The organism is Escherichia sp. AM3 (assembly GCF_032029835.1).
In the GTDB taxonomy this organism is placed as follows: Bacteria; Pseudomonadota; Gammaproteobacteria; order Enterobacterales; family Enterobacteriaceae; genus Escherichia; species Escherichia coli.
On record NZ_JAVUPQ010000019.1, the window covers coordinates 26,009 to 48,138 of the forward strand.

The window sequence follows — 22,130 nt, forward strand, 5'->3', positions numbered from 1 at the left end:
CAGGGACATCCTTTTATCATCGGGAATACGAAAGAAAAGGGAGAATAAACGTCTTACTTATAGAACAGTGAAGAATGCCACAATTTTACGCTTTGAAAATGATGACACTATCACAGTTGGCGCATTCATTAACGATAGGGTATAAGTAAAACAATAAGTTAACACCGCTCACAGAGACGAGGTGGAGAAATGTTAGATCAAGTATGCCAGCTTGCACGGAATGCAGGCGATGCCATTATGCAGGTCTACGACGGGACGAAACCGATGGACGTCGTCAGCAAAGCGGACAATTCTCCGGTAACGGCAGCGGATATTGCCGCACACACCGTTATCATGGACGGTTTACGTACGCTGACACCGGATATTCCGGTCCTTTCTGAAGAAGATCCTCCCGGTTGGGAAGTCCGTCAGCACTGGCAGCGTTACTGGCTGGTAGACCCACTGGATGGTACTAAAGAGTTTATTAAACGTAATGGCGAATTCACCGTTAACATTGCGCTCATTGACCATGGCAAACCGATTTTAGGCGTGGTGTATGCGCCGGTAATGAACGTAATGTACAGCGCGGCAGAAGGCAAAGCGTGGAAAGAAGAGTGCGGTGTGCGCAAGCAGATTCAGGTCCGCGATGCGCGCCCGCCGCTGGTGGTTATCAGCCGTTCCCATGCAGATGCGGAGCTGAAAGAGTATCTGCAACAGCTTGGCGAACATCAGACCACGTCCATCGGCTCTTCGCTGAAATTCTGCCTGGTGGCGGAAGGACAGGCGCAGCTGTACCCGCGCTTCGGACCAACGAATATTTGGGACACCGCCGCTGGACATGCTGTCGCTGCAGCTGCCGGAGCGCACGTTCACGACTGGCAGGGTAAACCGCTGGATTACACTCCGCGCGAGTCGTTCCTGAATCCGGGGTTCAGAGTGTCTATTTATTAATTAATTTATGCAGCAGGTCCATCACTTGCTGCACCTCTTCCTGAGTAAGCGCCCCGTCTTTGGCCCATTGCACGCGACCGTCTTTATCCAGCACCACTACAGCGGAACTTTTTTCATCCAGCTGCCAGGCACCGCGTGCGACGCCATTGCTATCAACAATAAACTGCGACCAGGGATAAAGCTTTTTATTACTCTCCAGACTGCTGCGCACAAACATGCCGGAACCCGGAATTGCGTCGTCGGTGTTAACAATGGTGGTGGTCTGGTAACGATCGTGCGGTAACTTCGCTGATTTAATCGCTTCAATCAGCGTCGCGTTTTTCTCTTTTGCAGAGGTGCGACCAGCAATATGTTGCAGTACTCGCACTTTTCCCACTAACTGCGCGCTGTTCCAGGTTTTGTAGCTAAACTGATCTTTATCAAGCACCAACTCGCCCCGATCGGTAATGCCAATCGGCGGCACTCGCTGACCGGTTTCGAACTGATGTGCGGAAGCCATCATCGGCAACAGCAGGCAGGTGAGTGCCAGAATCTTGCGTAGGGTCATGGTGTTTCCTTCTTATGATATGCAGGTGATCCGACCACTTGGGTCTGAGTTTTAATCATATGTGCTATTTATCGAATTTCCCGCAAGTGTGATGCCAGTTTGCGGTCAAGCGCACAAATCATATGAAAAATGAATGCTTATACTGAAGACCGCGCTTCGGTAAAAAGATAATTCTGAATAATTGTAACCTTTAGGTAAAAAAAGTTATACGCGGTGGAAACATTGCCCGGATAGTCTATAGTCACTAAGCATTAAAATTTGCGCCTCATAATAGTTGGGCCGATTGTGGCACCGCACAGGCGTAATACTCAGCAGGAGATAACAATGAAAATTTTCCAACGGTACAACCCACTTCAGGTGGCGAAGTACGTAAAGATCCTGTTCCGTGGACGGTTATACATCAAGGACGTTGGCGCTTTTGAATTTGATAAGGGTAAGATTCTTATCCCAAAAGTGAAGGATAAGCTGCATTTGTCAGTGATGTCCGAAGTTAACCGTCAGGTTATGCGTCTGCAAACAGAGATGGCTTAACCAAAGTGCTATGCAGTAATAAGACGGCTCCTGATTCAGGAGCCGTTGATGTTTCTGGGGGTTACGCGACGCTTTCTTCTTTATCTTTAGCGTCAGGCAGTTTTGGCGAAAGGGCGGTGGCCTTGCTGTCGATCCGGGTCACCAGCAGCTGGTCGATACGGTAGTTATCGATATCCACCACTTCAAATTTGTAGCCGGCGAATTTCACCGAATCGGTGCGTTTCGGGATCTTACGCAGCATAAACATCATAAAGCCGCCGATGGTTTCGTAGTTGCCCGACTGCGGGAACTCGTCAATATCCAGCACGCGCATGACGTCGTCAATCGGGGTGCCGCCGTCAATCAGCCATGAGTTCTCATCACGGGCGACAATCTGCTCTTCCAGCCCCTGACCGACCAGATCGCCCATCAGCGTGGTCATCACGTCGTTGAGGGTGATGATCCCCACCACCAGCGCGTACTCGTTCATGATCACCGCGAAGTCTTCACCTGCGGTTTTAAAACTTTCCAACGCCTCTGAAAGGGTTAACGTATCCGGTACAATCAGCGTGTTGCGAATTTGTACGCCGCTGTTCAGTGCCAGGCTTTGGTTAGCCAGCACGCGGTTCAGCAGGTCTTTAGAATCGACATAACCGATGATGTGGTCAATATCTTCATTACAGACGAGGAACTTAGAGTGCGGATGTTCCGCCACCTTATTCTTCAGACTTTGCTCATCTTCGTGGAGATCAAACCAAATCACGTTTTCACGCGGTGTCATTGAAGACGGAACGGTACGGGATTCCAGCTCAAAGACGTTTTCAATCAGCTCGTGTTCCTGTTTACGTAACACGCCCGCCAGCGCACCGGCTTCCACTACCGCGTAGATGTCATCAGAAGTGATGTCATCTTTACGTACCATTGGCAGTTTGAAAATACGGAAGATCATGTTCGCCAGGCCGTTGAAGAACCACACCAGCGGGGTGCAAACGTACAGGCAGAAGCGCATCGGGTTGATGATACGCAAAGCCACCGCTTCTGGCGCAATCATACCGATGCGTTTCGGAGTTAAATCCGCAAACAGGATAAACATGCCAGTCACTAACGAGAAAGAGAGAATAAAGCTCAGTTGCTCAGAGAGTTCTGCCGACATATAGCGGGAGAACAGGCTGTGAAAAGCTGGAGAAAATGCCGCATCACCGACGATACCGCCGAGAATCGCCACTGCGTTCAGACCGATTTGGACCACGGTAAAGAACATGCCGGGATTTTCCTGCATATTCAGAACGCGTTGGGCATTTATATTGCCTTCATCAGCCAGCAGTTTAAGTTTGATTTTGCGTGAGGCGGCAAGCGAGATCTCGGACATCGAGAAGAACGCACTTACAGCGATCAAGCAGAGTATGACTAAAATACTGTTTAACATATCTTATCCGACCTTTCAGGCCAGATCCTCGGAAGGGGAAGTTGATTAATTTGTGTGAAATACACATTGAAAGCCGATTCGAAGAAAGTGAACCGGCATTTTCAGTGGCTAGTATAGCGTAAGGTACTGTAAAGTCGCCAGAGGGTTAAAATTCAGACAGCTGATAAATGCAATACTGCCTGATGCGCTATGCCAATCAGGCCTACGCAGTCCTTGCAATATATTGAATTTGGACGATTTTGTAGGCCTGGTAAGGCGTTTACGCCGCATCTGGCATAAATAAAGCGCACTTTATCAACAATCTACATTTGTACCCGTAACGCTATGCTTCCGGTGGCAGACAGACGCCAATTCCGCCAATTCCACAGTAACCATACGGGTTTTTATGCAGATATTGCTGGTGGTCATCTTCGGCATAATAAAACGGTGTGGCGTTAGCGATTTCCGTGGTGATGTGACGATCATCATCGGCGGCAAGCATCGCCGCCTGAAAACGTTCCAGACTGGCGCGAGCTGCGGCATCCTGTTCTGGGGTCAGCGGATAAATCGCTGAACGATACTGCGTGCCGTGGTCATTGCCCTGACGCATTCCCTGGGCGGGATCGTGATTCTCCCAAAATACCTGTAGCAACTGCTCATAGCTGATGACGGAAGGATCGTAAACAATGCGTACCGCTTCGGCATGACCCGTATCACCGGAGCACACTTCCCGATAAGTCGGATTTGGCGTATAGCCTCCGGTATAGCCTGCGGCGGTGCTGTAAACGCCGGGTAACTGCCAGAACAGACGCTCCACACCCCAGAAACAACCCATCGCAAAAATGGCAATCTCCATTCCGTCAGGTACATTGGTCATTGAGTGACCGTTGACCGCATGCAGCGTGGCTACGGGCATCGGGGTGTTACGTCCAGGCAGGGCATCGGCGGGGGAAACCAGATGCTTTTTATCAAATAAACTCATGGTGTCGCTCTCCCGAAAATCGGTCATTGGGGTTAAGGTTGTAACAAGAGGCGTATTTGCACACAATAACCACCGTGAATAGGTCTAAAGTAAAACATAAGAAATATTTGGGGTTTAGTCTGCTTTTTAATCCATATTACTGGATTTTTGTTAAGCCGTTTAACGGCGTTCCAGGGGCAGGAAAAAAGGATATTCAGGAGAAAATGTGCGCTATATCCGACAGTTATGCTGTGTAAGCTTACTCTGCTTAAGCGGATCTGCCGTCGCCGCGAACGTCCGTCTACAGGTCGAGGGGGTATCGGGACAGCTGGAAAAGAACGTTCGTGCGCAGCTTTCTACGATTGAAAGTGATGAAGTGGCGCCAGACCGTCGCTTTCGCGCACGCGTCGATGATGCCATCCGCGAAGGTCTGAAAGCGCTGGGTTATTACCAGCCGACCATTGAATTTGATCTCCGTCCACCGCCAAAGAAAGGGCGGCAGGTATTGATCGCCAAAGTCACGCCAGGCGTGCCGGTGTTAATTGGCGGCACCGATGTGGTATTGCGCGGCGGCGCGCGGACCGATAAAGACTATTTGAAATTGCTCGATACTCGCCCGGCTATTGGCACGGTGCTGAACCAGGGCGATTATGAAAATTTCAAAAAGTCCTTAACCAGCATTGCGTTGCGTAAAGGTTATTTCGATAGCGAATTTACCAAAGCGCAGCTGGGCATTGCGCTCGGCCTGCATAAAGCCTTCTGGGATATTGATTATAACAGTGGCGAACGTTACCGCTTTGGGCATGTGACCTTTGAAGGATCACAAATCCGCGATGAATACCTGCAAAATCTGGTGCCGTTTAAAGAGGGCGATGAGTACGAATCGAAAGATCTGGCGGAACTGAACCGCCGACTTTCTGCTACCGGCTGGTTTAACTCGGTGGTGGTGGCTCCACAATTTGATAAAGCGCGCGAAACGAAAGTATTACCATTGACGGGCGTGGTTTCGCCGCGAACAGAAAACACCATCGAAACCGGGGTCGGTTACTCTACGGACGTGGGACCGCGCGTGAAAGCGACGTGGAAAAAGCCGTGGATGAACTCATACGGTCACAGTTTGACCACCAGTACCAGTATTTCCGCGCCGGAACAGACCCTCGACTTCAGCTATAAAATGCCACTGCTGAAGAATCCACTGGAACAATATTATTTGGTGCAGGGCGGTTTTAAGCGCACTGACCTGAACGATACCGAATCTGACTCCACTACGCTGGTGGCTTCTCGCTACTGGGATCTCTCCAGCGGCTGGCAGCGTGCCATTAACCTGCGCTGGAGTCTCGACCACTTTACTCAGGGTGAAATTACCAACACCACGATGCTGTTTTATCCTGGGGTGATGATTAGCCGCACGCGTTCTCGTGGTGGCCTGATGCCAACCTGGGGCGACTCGCAACGCTACTCTATCGACTACTCCAACACGGCCTGGGGCTCAGATGTCGATTTCTCCGTTTTCCAGGCACAAAACGTCTGGATCCGCACACTGTACGATCGCCATCGTTTTGTTACACGCGGCACGCTGGGCTGGATTGAAACCGGTGATTTCGACAAAGTACCGCCGGATCTGCGTTTCTTCGCCGGGGGCGACCGCAGTATTCGTGGCTACAAATACAAATCTATCGCTCCGAAATACGCCAACGGTGACCTGAAAGGGGCCTCGAAGTTGATAACCGGATCGCTGGAGTACCAGTACAACGTGACCGGAAAATGGTGGGGCGCGGTGTTTGTCGATAGTGGCGAAGCGGTAAGCGATATTCGCCGCAGCGACTTTAAAACCGGTACCGGGGTCGGCGTGCGCTGGGAATCGCCGGTCGGGCCAATCAAACTCGATTTTGCCGTACCGGTCGCGGATAAAGACGAACACGGGTTACAGTTTTACATCGGTCTGGGGCCAGAATTATGAGTTTATGGAAAAAAATCAGCCTCGGCGTGGTTATCGTTATCTTACTGTTGCTGGGATCGGTGGCGTTTCTGGTGGGCACCACCAGTGGCCTGCATCTGGTATTTAAAGCGGCGGATCGCTGGGTACCAGGACTGGATATTGGCAAGGTCACCGGCGGCTGGCGCGATCTCACCTTGTCTGACGTTCGTTATGAGCAGCCAGGCGTGGCGGTAAAAGCGGGCAATCTGCATCTGGCGGTCGGGCTTGAGTGCCTGTGGAACAGTAGCGTTTGTATTAATGACCTGGCGCTGAAAGACATTCAGGTCAACATCGACAGTAAAAAAATGCCTCCTTCTGAACAGGTTGAAGAAGAGGAAGATAGCGGTCCGCTGGATCTCTCCACGCCGTATCCCATCACCCTGACACGGGTGGCGCTGGATAACGTCAACATCAAGATTGATGACACCACGGTATCGGTGATGGACTTCACCTCCGGCCTGAACTGGCAGGAGAAAACCCTGACCCTGAAACCGACGTCGCTGAAAGGCCTGCTGATTGCTCTGCCGAAAGTGGCGGAAGTGGCGCAGGAAGAGGTCGTCGAACCGAAGATTGAAAATCCGCAGCCGGATGAAAAGCCGCTCGGCGAAACGCTGAAAGATCTCTTTTCTCGCCCGGTATTGCCGGAAATGACCGACGTGCATTTGCCGCTTAACCTGAACATTGAAGAGTTTAAAGGCGAGCAGTTACGCGTGACGGGCGACACGGACATCACCGTGCGCACCATGCTGCTGAAAGTGAGCAGCATTGACGGCAATACTAAACTGGACGCCCTGGATATCGATTCCAACCAGGGGATCGTCAACGCCAGCGGCACGGCGCAGCTGTCAGACAACTGGCCGGTGGATATCACCCTCAACAGCACACTGAACGTGGAGCCGTTGAAAGGTGAAAAAGTGAAGCTAAAAGTGGGCGGCGCGCTGCGCGAACAGCTGGAGATTGGCGTTAATCTTTCCGGTCCGGTGGATATGGATTTACGCGCCCAGACGCGACTGGCGGAAGCCGGATTGCCGCTCAACGTGGAAGTGAACAGCAAACAGATTTACTGGCCGTTCACTGGTGAGAAGCAGTATCAGGCGGATGATCTGAAACTGAAACTTACCGGCAAAATGACCGATTACACGCTCTCTATGCGTACGGCAGTGAAGGGACTGGAGATCCCGCCAGCCACCATTACCCTTGATGCCAAAGGTAATGAACAGCAGGTCAATCTCGACAAACTCACCGTCGCGGCGCTGGAAGGGAAAACTGAACTCAAGGCGTTGCTCGACTGGCAGCAGGCCATTAGTTGGCGCGGTGAGCTAACGCTTAACGGCATTAACACCGCCAAAGAGATCCCAGAGTGGCCGTCGAAACTCAATGGCTTGATTAAAACCCGCGGTAGCCTGTACGGCGGCACCTGGCAGATGGAGGTGCCAGAACTGAAGCTGACCGGTAACGTCAAACAGAACAAAGTGAACGTTGACGGCACGCTGAAAGGCAACAGTTATATGCAGTGGATGATCCCAGGGCTTCATCTGGAACTGGGGCCAAACAGTGCCGAAGTGAAAGGCGAGCTGGGGGTAAAAGATCTCAATCTTGATGCCACCATCAACGCGCCGGGGCTGGATAACGCGCTGCCGGGGCTTGGCGGTACAGCGAAAGGGCTGGTGAAAGTACGCGGCACGGTGGAAGCGCCACAACTACTGGCAGATATCACCGCGCGCGGCCTGCGCTGGCAGGAACTTTCCGTGGCGCAGGTTCGCGTGGAAGGCGACATTAAATCCACCGATCAGATCGCCGGGAAACTCGACGTACGCGTTGAGCAAATTTCGCAGCCGGATGTAAATATCAACCTCGTCACCCTGAATGCCAAAGGCAGCGAAAAACAGCACGAGTTACAGTTGCGGATTCAGGGCGAGCCTGTCTCCGGGCAGCTTAATCTGGCAGGAAGTTTTGATCGCAAAGAAGAACGCTGGAAGGGAACTCTTAGCAATACCCGCTTCCAGACGCCGGTCGGCCCGTGGTCGCTGACCCGCGATATTGCGCTGGATTACCGCAATAAGGAGCAAAAAATCAGCATCGGGCCACACTGCTGGCTTAACCCGAATGCGGAACTGTGCGTGCCGCAAACTATCGATGCGGGTGCCGAAGGGCGTGCGGTGGTGAATCTCAACCGCTTCGACCTGGCCATGCTGAAACCATTTATACCAGAAACCACTCAGGCCAGCGGTATCTTCACGGGTAAAGCGGACGTTGCCTGGGACACCACCAAAGAGGGGCTGCCGCAGGGCAGTATCACCCTTTCGGGGCGTAACGTGCAGGTAACGCAAACCGTCAACGATGCGGCGCTGCCCGTGGCGTTTCAGACACTGAATCTGACGGCGGAATTGCGTAACAACCGTGCCGAATTGGGCTGGACCATCCGCCTGACCAATAACGGCCAGTTTGATGGACAGGTGCAGGTGACCGATCCGCAAGGCCGCCGTAATCTTGGTGGCAACGTCAATATCCGTAACTTCAACCTTGCGATGATAAACCCCATCTTTACCCGTGGGGAAAAAGCAGCGGGGATGGTGAGTGCCAACTTGCGTCTGGGTGGTGATGTGCAAAGCCCGCAGTTGTTTGGTCAGCTTCAGGTTACGGGTGTGGATATCGACGGCAACTTTATGCCGTTTGATATGCAACCGAGCCAGCTTGCGGTCAACTTTAATGGTATGCGCTCGACGCTTGCCGGTACAGTACGGACCCAGCAGGGTGAAATCTACCTGAACGGTGATGCCGACTGGAGCCAAATTGAAAACTGGCGGGCGCGGGTAACGGCGAAAGGCAGTAAAGTGCGGATCACCGTGCCGCCGATGGTACGAATGGATGTATCGCCAGATGTTGTCTTCGAGGCTACACCAAACCTGTTTACCCTCGATGGTCGCGTGGATGTCCCGTGGGCGCGCATCGTGGTGCACGATCTGCCGGAAAGCGCAGTAGGCGTCTCCAGCGATGTGGTGATGCTTAACGATAACCTGCAACCGGAAGAGCCGAAAACGGCGTCGATTCCGATTAACAGTAACCTGATTGTCCACGTTGGCAACAATGTGCGCATTGACGCCTTTGGCCTGAAAGCGCGGCTGACGGGCGATCTTAACGTCGTTCAGGACAAACAAGGGCTGGGCCTGAACGGGCAGATCAACATCCCTGAAGGGCGCTTCCATGCCTATGGTCAGGATCTGATTGTGCGTAAAGGTGAGTTACTGTTCTCTGGTCCGCCGGATCAACCGTATCTTAATATTGAAGCTATTCGTAACCCGGATGCTACAGAAGACGACGTAATCGCCGGAGTTCGCGTCACTGGTCTGGCGGACGAACCGAAAGCGGAGATCTTCTCTGACCCGGCGATGTCGCAACAAGCTGCATTGTCTTATTTGCTACGTGGACAAGGGCTGGAGAGCGATCAGAGCGACAGTGCGGCAATGACCTCGATGCTGATTGGTCTGGGGGTTGCGCAAAGTGGCCAGATTGTGGGTAAAATCGGCGAGACGTTTGGCGTAAGCAATTTAGCGCTCGACACCCAGGGAGTAGGCGACTCCTCCCAGGTAGTGGTCAGCGGCTATGTATTGCCAGGTCTGCAAGTGAAATACGGCGTGGGTATATTTGACTCTATAGCAACACTCACGTTACGTTATCGCCTGATGCCTAAGCTATATCTGGAAGCCGTGTCTGGTGTAGACCAGGCACTGGATTTGCTCTATCAGTTCGAGTTTTAGCAATGCGAATATTTGTCTACGGCAGTTTACGCCACAAACAAGGCAACAGTCACTGGATGACCAATGCCCAGTTACTGGGCGATTTCAGTATCGATAACTACCAGTTGTATAGCCTGGGCCACTATCCAGGCGCAGTTCCGGGGAACGGAACAGTACACGGTGAAGTTTATCGTATTGACAACGCCACGCTGGCCGAACTTGATGCCTTGCGCACCAGGGGCGGTGAATACGCGCGCCAGTTGATTCAGACGCCGTACGGGAGTGCATGGATGTACGTTTATCAACGACCCGTCGATGGATTAAAGCTAATTGAAAGCGGCGACTGGTTAGACAGGGATAAGTAATAATAAAAGCACGCCACCTTCGGGTGGCGTTGTTTTATGCGATGTATCTCGCGATTTTTTTTTGTAACTTTTCCATCTTTTGCTTTTCTCTCCGAGCCGCTTTCCATATCTGCAATCGCATAAAAAACTCTGCTGGCGTTCACAAATGTGCAGGGGTAAAACGGGGGCACGCTTTGAACGGTGAGTATGAGTGAGGTCGGCTAACTTCCAGCAAGTGGCTATGAACAGCAAAATGGTGGTCGGGTTTGCTTGTTCTTACCGTTCAAGCCTTGCAACCGCTGAGAATAATGATGGTGGAATAGAGAGTTTATTTATCGCGGGCATAAAAAAACCCTTACTAACCGAAGCCCGGCGTTCAGGGTTATTGCGCTAGAAGAACTTATTTATTCTTTGCGCGCTCGAAGGAAGCAACGATTTCAGCTTTAGCGGCTTCTGCGTTTTCCCAACCTTCAACTTTCACCCACTTGCCTTTTTCGAGGTCTTTGTAGTGCTCGAAGAAGTGAGCGATCTGCGCTTTCAGCAGCTCTGGCAGATCGTTAACGTCTTTAATGTGATCGTATTCTTTGCTCAGCTTTGTGTGCGGAACAGCAATCAGTTTCGCATCTTCACCGGCTTCGTCGGTCATTTTCAGAACGCCAACCGGACGGCAACGGATCACAGAACCCGGCTGCAGCGGGTACGGAGTCGGGACCAGTACGTCAACCGGGTCACCGTCCAGAGACAGGGTGTGGTTGATGTAACCGTAGTTGCACGGATAGAACATCGCGGTGGACATGAAGCGGTCAACGAACAGTGCGCCGCTCTCTTTGTCGATTTCGTATTTGATCGGATCTGCGTTAGCCGGGATCTCAATAACAACGTAGATGTCTTCCGGCAGATCTTTACCCGCAGGGACGTTGAGTAAGCTCATGTCTGTTTCCTTTAAAAATATGTGGCAAACAAGTGCCGAGTATTATAGCCAACTCGCGCCGAATGTCTTCGCTTGTTTTCGTCTTCATTTTCCTTTTTCGCCAATTTTAAGACGGTATACAGAGCAGGAAAATCCATAACCGTAGCCGCATTTTTCATAGTGAGATGAAAGCGATTACAAACTTGTGATTAACGTTTTATTTACTTCTTTGAAGTGTGATGTAACGCAATCCGTTACATAACGAATTGTCTATAGTTTTTTCGCGAACATCTTTTCACCAATAATAATTACCCCGACGAGGACAACCCTATGTGGAAACGCTTACTTGTAGTCTCTGCAGTCTCGGCAGCCATGTCGTCTATGGCGTTGGCCGCTCCATTAACCGTAGGATTTTCGCAGGTCGGATCGGAATCTGGCTGGCGCGCCGCAGAAACCAATGTGGCGAAAAGTGAGGCCGAAAAACGCGGAATTACGCTGAAAATTGCCGATGGTCAGCAAAAGCAGGAAAACCAGATTAAAGCGGTACGTTCCTTCGTCGCGCAAGGGGTGGATGCGATCTTTATCGCTCCGGTGGTTGCGACTGGTTGGGAACCGGTATTAAAAGAGGCGAAAGATGCCGAAATCCCGGTCTTCTTGCTCGATCGTTCTATTGATGTGAAAGACAAATCTCTCTATATGACCACCGTCACTGCCGACAACATTCTCGAAGGCAAGTTGATTGGTGACTGGCTGGTAAAAGAAGTGAATGGCAAACCATGCAACGTGGTGGAGCTGCAGGGCACTGTTGGGGCCAGCGTCGCCATTGACCGTAAGAAAGGCTTTGCCGAAGCCATTAAGAATGCGCCAAATATCAAAATTATCCGCTCGCAGTCAGGTGACTTCACCCGCAGTAAAGGCAAAGAAGTCATGGAGAGCTTTATCAAAGCGGAAAACAACGGCAAAAACATCTGCATGGTTTACGCCCATAACGACGACATGGTGATTGGTGCAATTCAGGCAATTAAAGAAGCGGGCCTGAAACCAGGCAAAGATATTCTGACAGGTTCTATCGACGGCGTACCGGATATCTACAAAGCGATGATTGATGGCGAAGCGAACGCCAGTGTTGAACTGACGCCGAATATGGCAGGTCCCGCCTTCGACGCGCTGGAGAAATACAAAAAAGACGGCACCATGCCTGAAAAGCTGACGCTGACCAAATCCACCCTTTATCTGCCTGATACCGCAAAAGAAGAGTTAGAGAAGAAGAAAAATATGGGGTATTGAGGGTTGCTATGCCTGATGCCGATTCGTAGGCCGGATAAGGCGCTCGCGCCGCATCCGGCGGTGGTGCGCTGAAGCCTGATGCGACGCTTACCGCGTCTTATCATGCCTACTGGGAGCACGCTTTACACCGGGGGAAACCATGACGACTAACCAACACCAGGAGATCCTCCGCACCGAAGGATTAAGTAAATTTTTCCCCGGCGTCAAAGCGTTAGACAACGTTGATTTCAGCCTGCGCCGCGGCGAAATCATGGCGCTGCTTGGTGAAAACGGGGCAGGAAAATCAACGCTAATCAAAGCATTAACTGGTGTATACCACGCCGATCGCGGCACCATCTGGCTGGAAGGCCAGGCTATCTCACCGAAAAATACCGCCCATGCACAACAACTCGGTATCGGCACCGTCTATCAGGAAGTAAACCTGCTACCCAATATGTCGGTCGCTGATAATCTATTTATAGGCCGCGAACCCAAACGCTTCGGCCTTCTACGCCGCAAAGAGATGGAAAAGCGCGCCACCGAACTGATGGCATCTTACGGTTTCTCCCTCGACGTGCGCGAACCGCTCAACCGCTTTTCAGTCGCGATGCAGCAAATCGTCGCTATTTGCCGGGCTATCGATCTCTCTGCCAAAGTGCTGATCCTCGATGAACCCACCGCCAGTCTCGACACCCAGGAAGTGGAGTTACTGTTTGACCTGATGCGTCAGTTGCGCGATCGCGGCGTCAGCCTGATTTTTGTCACTCACTTTCTCGATCAGGTCTATCAGGTCAGCGATCGGATCACCGTCTTACGCAACGGCAGTTTCGTAGGCTGTCGGGAAACGTGCGAGCTACCGCAGATCGAACTGGTAAAAATGATGCTGGGGCGCGAGCTGGATACCCACGCGCTACAGCGTGCCGGGCGAACATTGTTGAGCGACAAACCCGTTGCCGCGTTCAAAAATTACGGCAAAAAAGGAACGATCGCACCGTTTGATCTCGAAGTACGCCCCGGCGAGATCGTCGGTCTGGCTGGATTGCTGGGATCAGGACGTACCGAAACCGCCGAAGTGATCTTCGGTATCAAACCTGCTGACAGCGGCACGGCGTTGATCAAAGGCAAACCGCAAAACCTGCGATCGCCACATCAGGCTTCGGTACTGGGCATTGGCTTCTGCCCGGAAGACAGGAAAACCGATGGCATCATCGCTGCCGCCTCGGTGCGGGAAAATATCATCCTCGCTCTCCAGGCCCAGCGCGGCTGGCTACGTCCCATTTCCCGCAAAGAACAGCAAGAGATTGCCGAACGCTTTATCCGCCAGCTTGGCATTCGCACACCTTCAACTGAACAACCGATTGAATTTCTCTCTGGCGGCAATCAGCAAAAAGTGTTGCTTTCACGTTGGCTACTGACCCGACCGCAATTTCTGATCCTTGATGAGCCAACCCGCGGCATTGATGTTGGTGCCCACGCCGAGATCATCCGCCTGATTGAAACGCTGTGTGCTGACGGTCTGGCGCTGCTGGTGATCTCCTCCGAACTGGAAGAGCTGGTGGGCTATGCCGATCGGGTGATTATCATGCGCGATCGCAAACAGGTGGCGGAGATCCCGCTGGCAGAGCTTTCCGTTCCGGCGATCATGAACGCCATTGCGGCGTAAGGAGAACAGTGTGATGCCTCAATCTCTCCCGGACACTACGCCGCCGAAAAGGCGCTTTCGCTGGCCGACGGGGATGCCGCAGCTGGTAGCACTATTGCTAGTGCTGCTGGTCGATAGCCTGGTAGCCCCGCATTTCTGGCAGGTGGTGCTTCAGGATGGGCGTTTGTTCGGTAGCCCTATCGACATCCTTAACCGTGCAGCTCCCGTTGCGTTACTGGCGATTGGCATGACGCTGGTGATCGCTACAGGTGGTATCGATCTCTCCGTAGGGGCGGTGATGGCTATCGCCGGAGCCACAACGGCTGCGATGACGGTCGCGGGATTCAGCCTGCCGATTGTTTTGTTAAGCGCCCTGGGCACTGGCATCCTGGCGGGATTGTGGAACGGCATACTGGTAGCGATCCTCAAAATTCAGCCGTTTGTCGCCACTCTGATCCTGATGGTCGCCGGGCGCGGCGTGGCGCAACTGATCACCTCCGGGCAGATCGTCACGTTTAACTCGCCGGATCTCTCATGGTTTGGCAGTGGATCGCTATTGTTCCTGCCAACGCCAGTCATTATTGCGGTACTGACGCTTCTCCTGTTCTGGCTGTTGACCCGCAAAACGGCGCTGGGGATGTTTATCGAAGCCGTTGGTATCAACATTCGGGCGGCAAAAAATGCCGGGGTAAACACGCGGATCATCGTCATGCTTACCTACGTGTTGAGCGGGCTGTGTGCGGCGATTGCGGGCATTATCGTGGCGGCGGATATTCGCGGTGCCGATGCCAATAACGCCGGATTATGGCTGGAGCTGGACGCCATTCTCGCGGTGGTGATTGGCGGCGGATCGCTGATGGGCGGACGTTTTAACCTACTGCTTTCGGTGGTGGGGGCGCTGATTATTCAGGGGATGAACACCGGAATTTTGCTTTCGGGCTTTCCGCCAGAGATGAACCAGGTTGTAAAAGCGGTGGTGGTTCTTTGCGTGCTGATTGTCCAGTCGCAACGCTTTATCAGTCTGATTAAAGGAGTACGTAGCCGTGATAAAACGTAATTTGCCACTGATGATCACCATCGGCGTCTTTGTGTTGGGTTATCTTTACTGCCTGACCCAGTTTCCCGGTTTTGCTTCCACAAGAGTGATCTGCAATATCCTGACCGATAACGCCTTTCTTGGGATCATTGCCGTTGGCATGACCTTTGTGATCCTCTCCGGTGGGATCGATCTCTCCGTCGGTTCGGTGATCGCCTTTACTGGCGTGTTTCTGGCAAAAGTGATTGGCGATTTCGGCCTCTCGCCGCTGCTGGCGTTTCCGCTAGTGCTGGTGATGGGCTGTGCCTTCGGCGCATTTATGGGGCTTTTGATCGACGCCCTGAAGATCCCGGCATTTATCATTACCCTGGCGGGGATGTTCTTTTTGCGCGGTGTCAGCTATCTCGTTTCGGAAGAGTCGATTCCGATAAACCATCCCATTTATGACACGCTCTCAAGCCTTGCGTGGAAAATCCCTGGCGGCGGTCGCTTAAGTGCGATGGGACTGCTGATGTTGGCGGTGGTGGTTATCGGTATTTTCCTCGCGCATCGTACCCGTTTTGGTAATCAGGTATACGCCATTGGCGGCAACGCAACGTCGGCGAACCTGATGGGGATTTCCACTCGCAGCACCACTATTCGCATTTATATGCTCTCCACCGGACTGGCAACGCTGGCGGGGATTGTCTTCTCGATTTATACCCAGGCCGGATATGCGCTGGCGGGCGTAGGTGTGGAACTGGATGCTATCGCCTCAGTGGTAATTGGCGGTACGCTTCTGAGCGGTGGCGTTGGAACGGTATTAGGGACGCTTTTTGGCGTGGCGATTCAGGGACTGATTCAGACTTACATAAACTTTGATGGCACGCTGAGCTCATGGTGGACGAAAATCGCCATCGGTATTTTGTTGTTTATTTTTATAGCATTACAGCGTGGATTAACGGTGCTGTGGGAGAATCGTCAGAGTTCGCCAGTGACAAGAGTCAACATTGCGCAGCGATAAAAACGCCTCTCCGTGTGGAGAGGCGCAGGAGATTACGCGTCCGGGAACTCACGGATAAAGCGTTCGACATCTTCAACCATATGGTCGTTGCCGACAAAGAACGAACGGCGCTGGTGCAGAGTTTCCGGGATGATATCCAGAATACGCTCTTTGCCATCGCTCGCTTTACCGCCCGCTTGTTCCGCCAGGAATGCCATCGGGTTGCACTCATAAAGCAAACGCAGTTTGCCGTCCGGGTGGCTGGCGGTGCTTGGGTAGAGATAAATACCGCCTTTCAGCAGGTTACGGTGGAAATCCGCGACCAGTGAACCGATATAACGTGAGGTATACGGGCGGTTGGTGGATTTATCTTCTTCCTGGCAGAATTTAATGTACTTCTTCACCCCGTTCGGAAACTTAATGTAGTTTCCTTCGTTGATGGAGTAGGTTTTGCCTTTCTCCGGGAAGCGCATCCGTTCCTGGCACAGGCAGAAAACGCCGAGCGAAGGATCGTAAGTAAAGGCGTGAACACCGCATCCGGTGGTGTAAACCAGCATGGTAGAGGAGCCGTATACCACGTAACCTGCCGCAACCTGTTTGTTACCAGGCTGGAGGAAATCTTCTTCCGTTACCGGCGTGCCGACGGGCGTAACGCGGCGGTAGATGGAGAAAATGGTACCGACAGAGACGTTAACATCGATGTTGGACGAGCCATCCAGTGGGTCCATCAGCACCACGTATTTTGCATGTTCACAGCCTTCAAAGACGACAATCTCATCTTCTTCTTCAGAGGCAATGCCCGCAACGATATCGCGTGCTTTCAGTGCGGCTTTCAGTTTTTCATTAGCGAACAAGTCGAGTTTTTGCTGAACCTCGCCCTGCACGTTCTCAGCACCGCTGGCACCCAGGATATCAACCAGTCCTGCTTTGTTGATATCGCGATGGATAATCTTGGCGCCCAGTTTTATTGCCGACAGCAAAGCAGTGAGCTCACCGGTAGCATGAGAAAACTCGTGCTGCTTTTCGACAATAAATTCACCTAACGTTTTCATAAAACTTTCCCTGCAATGTTTATGGAGTAAAGCGACCGTAACAATCTTAACAAATAATCGGAATGTTGCGCTCAGGTGAATCGCGCCAGCAAATTGCGGATTATCCTGAAATGCGTTTCTCACTTGCCCGACATATGCGTAAAATGAGCGGCAGATTAAAAAAGGATAGTGACGTATGCGCATTCATATTTTAGGAATTTGTGGCACGTTTATGGGCGGTCTGGCGATGCTGGCGCGCCAGTTAGGCCATGAAGTAACGGGTTCGGACGCCAATGTGTATCCGCCGATGAGCACCTTACTTGAGAAGCAAGGCATTGAACTGATTCAGGGTTACGATGCCAGCCAGCTCGATCCGCAGCCGGATCTGGTGATTATTGGCAACGCCATGACCCGTGGAAATCCGTGTGTGGAAGCGGTACTGGAAAAAAACATCCCTTATATGTCAGGTCCACAGTGGCTGCACGATTTTGTGCTGCGCGACCGCTGGGTGCTGGCCGTTGCCGGTACACATGGCAAAACCACCACCGCGGGAATGGCGACCTGGATTCTGGAACAGTGCGGTTACAAACCGGGATTTGTGATCGGCGGTGTGCCGGGGAACTTTGAGGTTTCGGCGCGTCTGGGCGAAAGCAACTTCTTTGTTATCGAAGCGGATGAGTATGACTGCGCCTTCTTCGACAAACGCTCTAAATTTGTTCATTACTGCCCGCGTACGCTGATCCTCAACAACCTTGAGTTCGATCACGCCGATATCTTTGACGACCTGAAAGCGATCCAGAAACAGTTCCACCATCTGGTGCGTATCGTTCCAGGGCAGGGCCGTATTATCTGGCCAGAAAACGACATCAACCTGAAACAGACCATGGCGATGGGCTGCTGGAGCGAGCAGGAGCTGGTGGGCGAGCAGGGTCACTGGCAGGCGAAAAAGCTGACCACCGATGCTTCCGAATGGGAAGTTTTGCTGGATGGCGAAAAAGTGGGCGAAGTGAAATGGTCGCTGGTAGGCGAACATAATATGCACAATGGCCTGATGGCGATTGCAGCGGCTCGCCATGTTGGTGTAGCGCCGGCAGATGCCGCTAACGCGCTGGGTTCGTTTATTAATGCTCGTCGCCGTCTGGAGTTGCGTGGTGAAGCGAATGGCGTCACGGTATATGACGATTTTGCCCATCACCCGACGGCGATTCTGGCAACGCTGGCGGCGCTGCGTGGCAAAGTTGGTGGTACGGCGCGCATTATTGCTGTGCTGGAACCGCGCTCGAATACCATGAAAATGGGGATCTGCAAAGACGATCTGGCACCTTCATTAGGTCGTGCCGATGAAGTCTTCCTGCTGCAACCGGCGCATATTCCGTGGCAGGTGGCAGAAGTGGCAGAAGCCTGCGTTCAGCCTGCACACTGGAGTGGCGATGTGGATACGCTGGCAGATATGGTGGTGAAAACCGCTCAGCCTGGCGACCATATTCTGGTGATGAGCAACGGCGGTTTTGGTGGGATCCATCAGAAACTGCTGGATGGTCTGGCGAAGAAGGCGGAAGCTGCTCAGTAATTCGGCCTCAGCCTGAGATAGCATTGCCGGATAAGGCGTTCACGCCGCATCCGGCATTTGAGCATAGTGCCTGATGCGACGCTTGATGCGTCTTATCAGGCCTACAGGTGCACCGCATCCGGCAAACCATACTCACATCAACAACGAAAATTACCCTTCATTCTCCGCCAGTTCGCGCAGATACTGGAAAATCTGGCGTGCGGATTTCGGCGGCTTATTCCCTTCTTTCTCTTTCTTCGCGTTACGGATCAGAGTACGCAGTTGCTGACGATCGGCATCGGGCCACAGATTTAATACTTCAGCGATGGCGTCATCACCCTGGTCGATCAGACGATCGCGCAGGTTTTCCAGTTTATGGAACAGCACCACCTGCTGGTTGTGACGGTTTTTCAGCTTATCCAGCGCCTGACGGATCGGTTCAACATCGCGCTGGCGCAGCATCTTACCAATGAGCTGCAACTGGCGGCGGCGACCTTCCATCTTAATACGCTGGGCGAGCTCAATAGCCGCGCGCAGATCCGCATCTAACGGGATCTTATCCAGCGCGTTTTTCCCCAGATCAACAATTTCCGCGCCAAGGCGTTTTAGCTCCTCGGCATCACGTTTAATTTCACTTTTACTGACCCAGATAATTTCATCGTCTTCGTCTTCGATGTCATCACCGGGAACGTCGTCGAGCCAGTCTTCGGGCTGCTTAGTCATCTCAGGCTCCTTAAAAAAAGAGGCTAATGTTACCAGTTAAGATGCGCACTGAAAAACGGTTCTCTGTTAGACTTCAGAGAAACTCTCTACATTATGGCACTTGCAATGAAAGTAATCTCTCAAGTTGAAGCGCAGCGCAAGATTCTGGAAGAAGCAGTTTCCACTGCGCTGGAGTTGGCCTCAGGCAAATCGGACGGTGCGGAAGTTGCCGTCAGCAAGACCACCGGCATTAGCGTAAGCACGCGTTATGGTGAAGTGGAGAATGTTGAATTCAATAGCGATGGCGCGCTGGGGATCACTGTTTATCACCAGAACCGCAAAGGTAGCGCATCATCCACCGATTTAAGCCCGCAGGCCATTGCCCGTACTGTACAGGCGGCGCTGGATATTGCCCGTTATACCTCGCCAGATCCCTGTGCCGGCGTGGCAGACAAAGAGCTGCTGGCCTTTGACGCACCAGATCTCGACTTGTTCCACCCTGCGGAAGTTTCCCCGGATGAAGCCATTGAACTGGCGGCCCGCGCAGAACAGGCGGCATTGCAGGCGGACAAACGCATCACCAATACCGAAGGTGGCAGCTTTAACAGCCACTACGGTGTCAAAGTTTTTGGCAACAGCCACGGCATGTTGCAGGGTTACTGCTCAACGCGTCATTCGCTCTCCAGCTGTGTAATTGCCGAAGAAAATGGCGATATGGAGCGTGATTACGCCTACACCATTGGTCGTGCGATGAGCGATCTGCAAACGCCAGAGTGGGTTGGGGCCGACTGTGCTCGCCGTACTTTATCGCGCCTGTCACCGCGTAAACTCTCCACCATGAAAGCGCCGGTCATTTTTGCCAATGAAGTGGCAACCGGGCTTTTTGGCCATCTGGTGGGGGCGATAGCGGGTGGATCGGTTTACCGTAAATCCACCTTCCTGCTGGATTCGCTGGGTAAACAAATTCTGCCGGACTGGCTGACCATTGAAGAGCATCCGCATCTGCTGAAAGGGCTGGCATCGACGCCATTCGACAGCGAAGGTGTGCGCACCGAGCGTCGCGATATTATTAAAGATGGCATCCTGACTCAGTGGCTGCTGACCAGCTATTCGGCGCGAAAACTGGGGCTGAAAAGCACCGGACATGCGGGCGGTATTCACAACTGGCGGATTGCCGGACAAGGTCTAAGCTTCGAGCAGATGCTCAAAGAGATGGGCACCGGGCTGGTGGTGACGGAATTGATGGGCCAGGGCGTGAGTGCAATTACCGGTGATTATTCCCGTGGTGCGGCGGGCTTCTGGGTAGAGAATGGCGAAATTCAGTATCCCGTTAGTGAAATCACCATCGCAGGTAATTTAAAAGATATGTGGCGCAATATTGTCACCGTCGGTAACGATATTGAAACACGCAGTAATATACAGTGTGGTTCTGTGCTGTTGCCGGAGATGAAAATCGCCGGGCAGTAAAAAACTGGCGCGACCTGCCGCGCTATAAACTAAAAAATTACACAAAATCATTCGCACTGCATCGAGACGGAAAGTGAATGAGGGCCGGGGAGCGTACTCGCAGTACGTGACCCGGGCGAATGAGCGTAGCCGTCGATGAGGCAGTGTGAAGGATGAAGTGTAAATAAAAAAGGAAGTGAGCAATGCGTAAAAGCCTGTTAGCTATTCTTGCAGTCTCCTCGTTGGTATTCAGTTCGGCGTCGTTTGCCGCTGATCTTGAAGACAATATGGAAACCCTCAACGACAATTTAAAAGTGGTCGAAAAAGCCGATAACGCGACGCAAGTCAAAGACGCGTTAACGAAGATGCGCGCCGCAGCGCTGGATGCGCAAAAAGCAACGCCGCCGAAGCTCGAAGATAAATCACCGGACAGCCCGGAAATGAAAGATTTCTGCCACGGTTTCGACATTCTGGTCGGTCAGATTGACGACGCGCTGAAGCTGGCAAATGAAGGTAAAGTAAAAGAAGCGCAGGCTGCTGCAGAGCAACTGAAAACGACCCGCAACGCCTATCACCAGAAGTATCGTTAATTCCTCATTTCCCTGTTGCCTGCACTCAGGTAACAGGGAACTTATCATCGCAAATGATGCACCACCTGATTGCTGCTGCCGCGCCAGATCAGGGAAGGGTCTTTTAAATCCTGCACAAATTTGCCGTCGACCAGCACGTTAATCAAATCAACAACCTGCATTTGCGTAGCGTTGAGTTCGTCGAGTTTATAGCCTGTCCACACCCAGATGTCTTTACCCGGACACTCGGCGCGGATGCGTTTTACCAGTTTCAGAATATCCGGCACGTTTTGCGGATGCAGCGGATCGCCGCCGGAGAGGGAAATCCCCTGGCGTTTGATACGAGTGTCATTCAGATCTTTAATGATCTTGTCTTCCATTGCTTTGGTAAATGGCTGACCAGAATTTACCCGCCATGTGCTTTTGTTATAGCAACCGGGGCATTCATGAACACACCCGGAGACAAACAGGGTGCAGCGAGTGCCGGGGCCGTTGACGATGTCGACAGGATAGTACTGATGATAATTCATTATTTCGCCTGGCTTATCAGTCCGCGTGTAGGCTGCATCCGGTAATCAATGCCTG

Annotated in this window: 19 protein-coding genes; 12 read left to right on the plus strand and 7 right to left on the minus strand. The window is 52.3% G+C overall.

Annotated features, from left to right (window positions below):
• Positions 1-189: 189 nt before the first annotated feature.
• Positions 190-930: a 3'(2'),5'-bisphosphate nucleotidase CysQ gene (gene cysQ, locus RTW80_RS10145; protein WP_000886909.1), complete on the plus strand. Its 741-nt coding sequence runs from the start codon at positions 190-192 to the stop codon at positions 928-930.
• Here the strand turns inward: cysQ and RTW80_RS10150 are convergent.
• Entirely contained in the window at positions 920-1,477 is a 558-nt protein-coding gene (locus tag RTW80_RS10150) for a YtfJ family protein (RefSeq protein WP_000175289.1), read from the minus strand. The two genes, cysQ and RTW80_RS10150, sit on opposite strands and share 11 nt — an antisense overlap.
• Positions 1,478-1,801: 324 nt before the next feature.
• Between RTW80_RS10150 and RTW80_RS10155 the strand changes: the two genes are divergently transcribed.
• Positions 1,802-2,008 carry a DUF1107 domain-containing protein gene (locus RTW80_RS10155; RefSeq protein ID WP_000689228.1) on the plus strand — a complete coding sequence of 69 codons (207 nt, stop codon included), beginning with the start codon at positions 1,802-1,804 and terminating at the stop codon, positions 2,006-2,008.
• Between the two features lie 61 nt (positions 2,009-2,069).
• On the opposite strand, the gene RTW80_RS10160 is transcribed toward RTW80_RS10155, so the two are convergent.
• Together RTW80_RS10160 and msrA are read right to left on the minus strand one after the other, a co-directional pair.
• A complete protein-coding gene (locus RTW80_RS10160) occupies positions 2,070-3,413 on the minus strand; it encodes a hemolysin family protein (RefSeq protein ID WP_000935042.1) in 1,344 nt (447 codons plus the stop codon).
• Between the two features lie 322 nt (positions 3,414-3,735).
• Positions 3,736-4,374, minus strand: a complete 639-nt coding sequence (msrA, locus tag RTW80_RS10165) for a peptide-methionine (S)-S-oxide reductase MsrA (RefSeq protein ID WP_001295196.1) — start codon at positions 4,372-4,374, stop codon at positions 3,736-3,738.
• Between the two features lie 205 nt (positions 4,375-4,579).
• Here msrA and tamA point away from each other — a divergent pair, with 205 nt between their 5' ends.
• From tamA to RTW80_RS10180, 3 genes are read left to right on the plus strand one after another with little or no spacing between them, the layout of a single operon-like run.
• Positions 4,580-6,313 (plus strand): autotransporter assembly complex protein TamA, encoded by a 1,734-nt coding sequence (gene tamA / locus RTW80_RS10170; protein WP_001556747.1) that lies wholly within the window; start codon positions 4,580-4,582, stop codon positions 6,311-6,313.
• Positions 6,310-10,089, plus strand: a complete 3,780-nt coding sequence (gene tamB, locus RTW80_RS10175) for an autotransporter assembly complex protein TamB (protein ID WP_001556748.1) — start codon at positions 6,310-6,312, stop codon at positions 10,087-10,089. Before tamA ends, tamB begins: the two co-directional genes overlap by 4 nt.
• A 2-nt stretch (positions 10,090-10,091) precedes the next feature.
• Positions 10,092-10,433, plus strand: a complete 342-nt coding sequence (locus RTW80_RS10180) for a gamma-glutamylcyclotransferase (protein WP_001219160.1) — start codon at positions 10,092-10,094, stop codon at positions 10,431-10,433.
• A gap of 379 nt (positions 10,434-10,812) precedes the next feature.
• Here RTW80_RS10180 and ppa read toward each other — a convergent pair whose 3' ends face one another.
• Complete coding sequence (gene ppa / locus RTW80_RS10185; RefSeq protein WP_000055072.1) at positions 10,813-11,343, minus strand: inorganic diphosphatase; 531 nt, start codon at positions 11,341-11,343, stop codon at positions 10,813-10,815.
• A gap of 309 nt (positions 11,344-11,652) precedes the next feature.
• On the opposite strand from ppa, the gene ytfQ reads away from it, so the two are divergent.
• The 4 genes from ytfQ to yjfF all read left to right on the plus strand — a co-directional run bounded on the left by ytfQ (position 11,653) and on the right by yjfF (position 16,269).
• Positions 11,653-12,609: a galactofuranose ABC transporter substrate-binding protein YtfQ gene (gene ytfQ / locus RTW80_RS10190; protein ID WP_000265933.1), complete on the plus strand. Its 957-nt coding sequence runs from the start codon at positions 11,653-11,655 to the stop codon at positions 12,607-12,609.
• A gap of 139 nt (positions 12,610-12,748) precedes the next feature.
• Positions 12,749-14,251 carry a galactofuranose ABC transporter, ATP-binding protein YtfR gene (ytfR, locus tag RTW80_RS10195; RefSeq protein ID WP_000210557.1) on the plus strand — a complete coding sequence of 501 codons (1,503 nt, stop codon included), beginning with the start codon at positions 12,749-12,751 and terminating at the stop codon, positions 14,249-14,251.
• 13 nt (positions 14,252-14,264) lie between these two features.
• Positions 14,265-15,287 carry a galactofuranose ABC transporter, ATP-binding protein YtfT gene (ytfT, locus tag RTW80_RS10200; protein WP_001361374.1) on the plus strand — a complete coding sequence of 341 codons (1,023 nt, stop codon included), beginning with the start codon at positions 14,265-14,267 and terminating at the stop codon, positions 15,285-15,287.
• Positions 15,274-16,269 carry a galactofuranose ABC transporter, permease protein YjfF gene (gene yjfF, locus RTW80_RS10205; RefSeq protein ID WP_000596015.1) on the plus strand — a complete coding sequence of 332 codons (996 nt, stop codon included), beginning with the start codon at positions 15,274-15,276 and terminating at the stop codon, positions 16,267-16,269. Before ytfT ends, yjfF begins: the two co-directional genes overlap by 14 nt.
• A 32-nt stretch (positions 16,270-16,301) precedes the next feature.
• On the opposite strand, the gene fbp is transcribed toward yjfF, so the two are convergent.
• The gene (gene fbp / locus RTW80_RS10210) at positions 16,302-17,300 is read right to left on the minus strand and encodes a class 1 fructose-bisphosphatase (RefSeq protein ID WP_000853753.1); all 999 of its coding nucleotides are present in this window, start codon (positions 17,298-17,300) and stop codon (positions 16,302-16,304) included.
• 175 nt (positions 17,301-17,475) lie between these two features.
• Between fbp and mpl the strand changes: the two genes are divergently transcribed.
• Positions 17,476-18,849, plus strand: a complete 1,374-nt coding sequence (gene mpl, locus RTW80_RS10215) for a UDP-N-acetylmuramate:L-alanyl-gamma-D-glutamyl-meso-diaminopimelate ligase (protein WP_001219806.1) — start codon at positions 17,476-17,478, stop codon at positions 18,847-18,849.
• 150 nt (positions 18,850-18,999) lie between these two features.
• Here the strand turns inward: mpl and yjgA are convergent, their stop codons facing one another.
• Positions 19,000-19,551: a ribosome biogenesis factor YjgA gene (gene yjgA / locus RTW80_RS10220; protein ID WP_000166270.1), complete on the minus strand. Its 552-nt coding sequence runs from the start codon at positions 19,549-19,551 to the stop codon at positions 19,000-19,002.
• Between the two features lie 93 nt (positions 19,552-19,644).
• On the opposite strand from yjgA, the gene pmbA reads away from it, so the two are divergent.
• A complete protein-coding gene (gene pmbA / locus RTW80_RS10225; RefSeq protein ID WP_001162171.1) occupies positions 19,645-20,997 on the plus strand; it encodes a metalloprotease PmbA in 1,353 nt (450 codons plus the stop codon).
• Between the two features lie 182 nt (positions 20,998-21,179).
• Positions 21,180-21,566, plus strand: coding sequence for a cytochrome b562 (cybC, locus tag RTW80_RS10230; protein ID WP_032201834.1), 387 nt, complete (start codon positions 21,180-21,182; stop codon positions 21,564-21,566).
• 44 nt (positions 21,567-21,610) lie between these two features.
• On the opposite strand, the gene nrdG is transcribed toward cybC, so the two are convergent.
• Positions 21,611-22,075 (minus strand): anaerobic ribonucleoside-triphosphate reductase-activating protein, encoded by a 465-nt coding sequence (gene nrdG, locus RTW80_RS10235; RefSeq protein WP_001106223.1) that lies wholly within the window; start codon positions 22,073-22,075, stop codon positions 21,611-21,613.
• Positions 22,076-22,130: the final 55 nt, after the last annotated feature.

Coding starts and splice junctions, on each gene's coding strand:
- cysQ (WP_000886909.1), top strand. CDS start 190: ATGTTAGATCAAGTATGCCAGCTTGCACGGAATGCAGGCGATGCCATT.
- RTW80_RS10150 (WP_000175289.1), bottom strand. CDS start 1,477: ATGACCCTACGCAAGATTCTGGCACTCACCTGCCTGCTGTTGCCGATG.
- RTW80_RS10155 (WP_000689228.1), top strand. CDS start 1,802: ATGAAAATTTTCCAACGGTACAACCCACTTCAGGTGGCGAAGTACGTA.
- RTW80_RS10160 (WP_000935042.1), bottom strand. CDS start 3,413: ATGTTAAACAGTATTTTAGTCATACTCTGCTTGATCGCTGTAAGTGCG.
- msrA (WP_001295196.1), bottom strand. CDS start 4,374: ATGAGTTTATTTGATAAAAAGCATCTGGTTTCCCCCGCCGATGCCCTG.
- tamB (WP_001556748.1), top strand. CDS start 6,310: ATGAGTTTATGGAAAAAAATCAGCCTCGGCGTGGTTATCGTTATCTTA.
- RTW80_RS10180 (WP_001219160.1), top strand. CDS start 10,092: ATGCGAATATTTGTCTACGGCAGTTTACGCCACAAACAAGGCAACAGT.
- ppa (WP_000055072.1), bottom strand. CDS start 11,343: ATGAGCTTACTCAACGTCCCTGCGGGTAAAGATCTGCCGGAAGACATC.
- ytfQ (WP_000265933.1), top strand. CDS start 11,653: ATGTGGAAACGCTTACTTGTAGTCTCTGCAGTCTCGGCAGCCATGTCG.
- ytfR (WP_000210557.1), top strand. CDS start 12,749: ATGACGACTAACCAACACCAGGAGATCCTCCGCACCGAAGGATTAAGT.
- ytfT (WP_001361374.1), top strand. CDS start 14,265: ATGCCTCAATCTCTCCCGGACACTACGCCGCCGAAAAGGCGCTTTCGC.
- fbp (WP_000853753.1), bottom strand. CDS start 17,300: ATGAAAACGTTAGGTGAATTTATTGTCGAAAAGCAGCACGAGTTTTCT.
- mpl (WP_001219806.1), top strand. CDS start 17,476: ATGCGCATTCATATTTTAGGAATTTGTGGCACGTTTATGGGCGGTCTG.
- yjgA (WP_000166270.1), bottom strand. CDS start 19,551: ATGACTAAGCAGCCCGAAGACTGGCTCGACGACGTTCCCGGTGATGAC.
- pmbA (WP_001162171.1), top strand. CDS start 19,645: ATGGCACTTGCAATGAAAGTAATCTCTCAAGTTGAAGCGCAGCGCAAG.
- cybC (WP_032201834.1), top strand. CDS start 21,180: ATGCGTAAAAGCCTGTTAGCTATTCTTGCAGTCTCCTCGTTGGTATTC.
- nrdG (WP_001106223.1), bottom strand. CDS start 22,075: ATGAATTATCATCAGTACTATCCTGTCGACATCGTCAACGGCCCCGGC.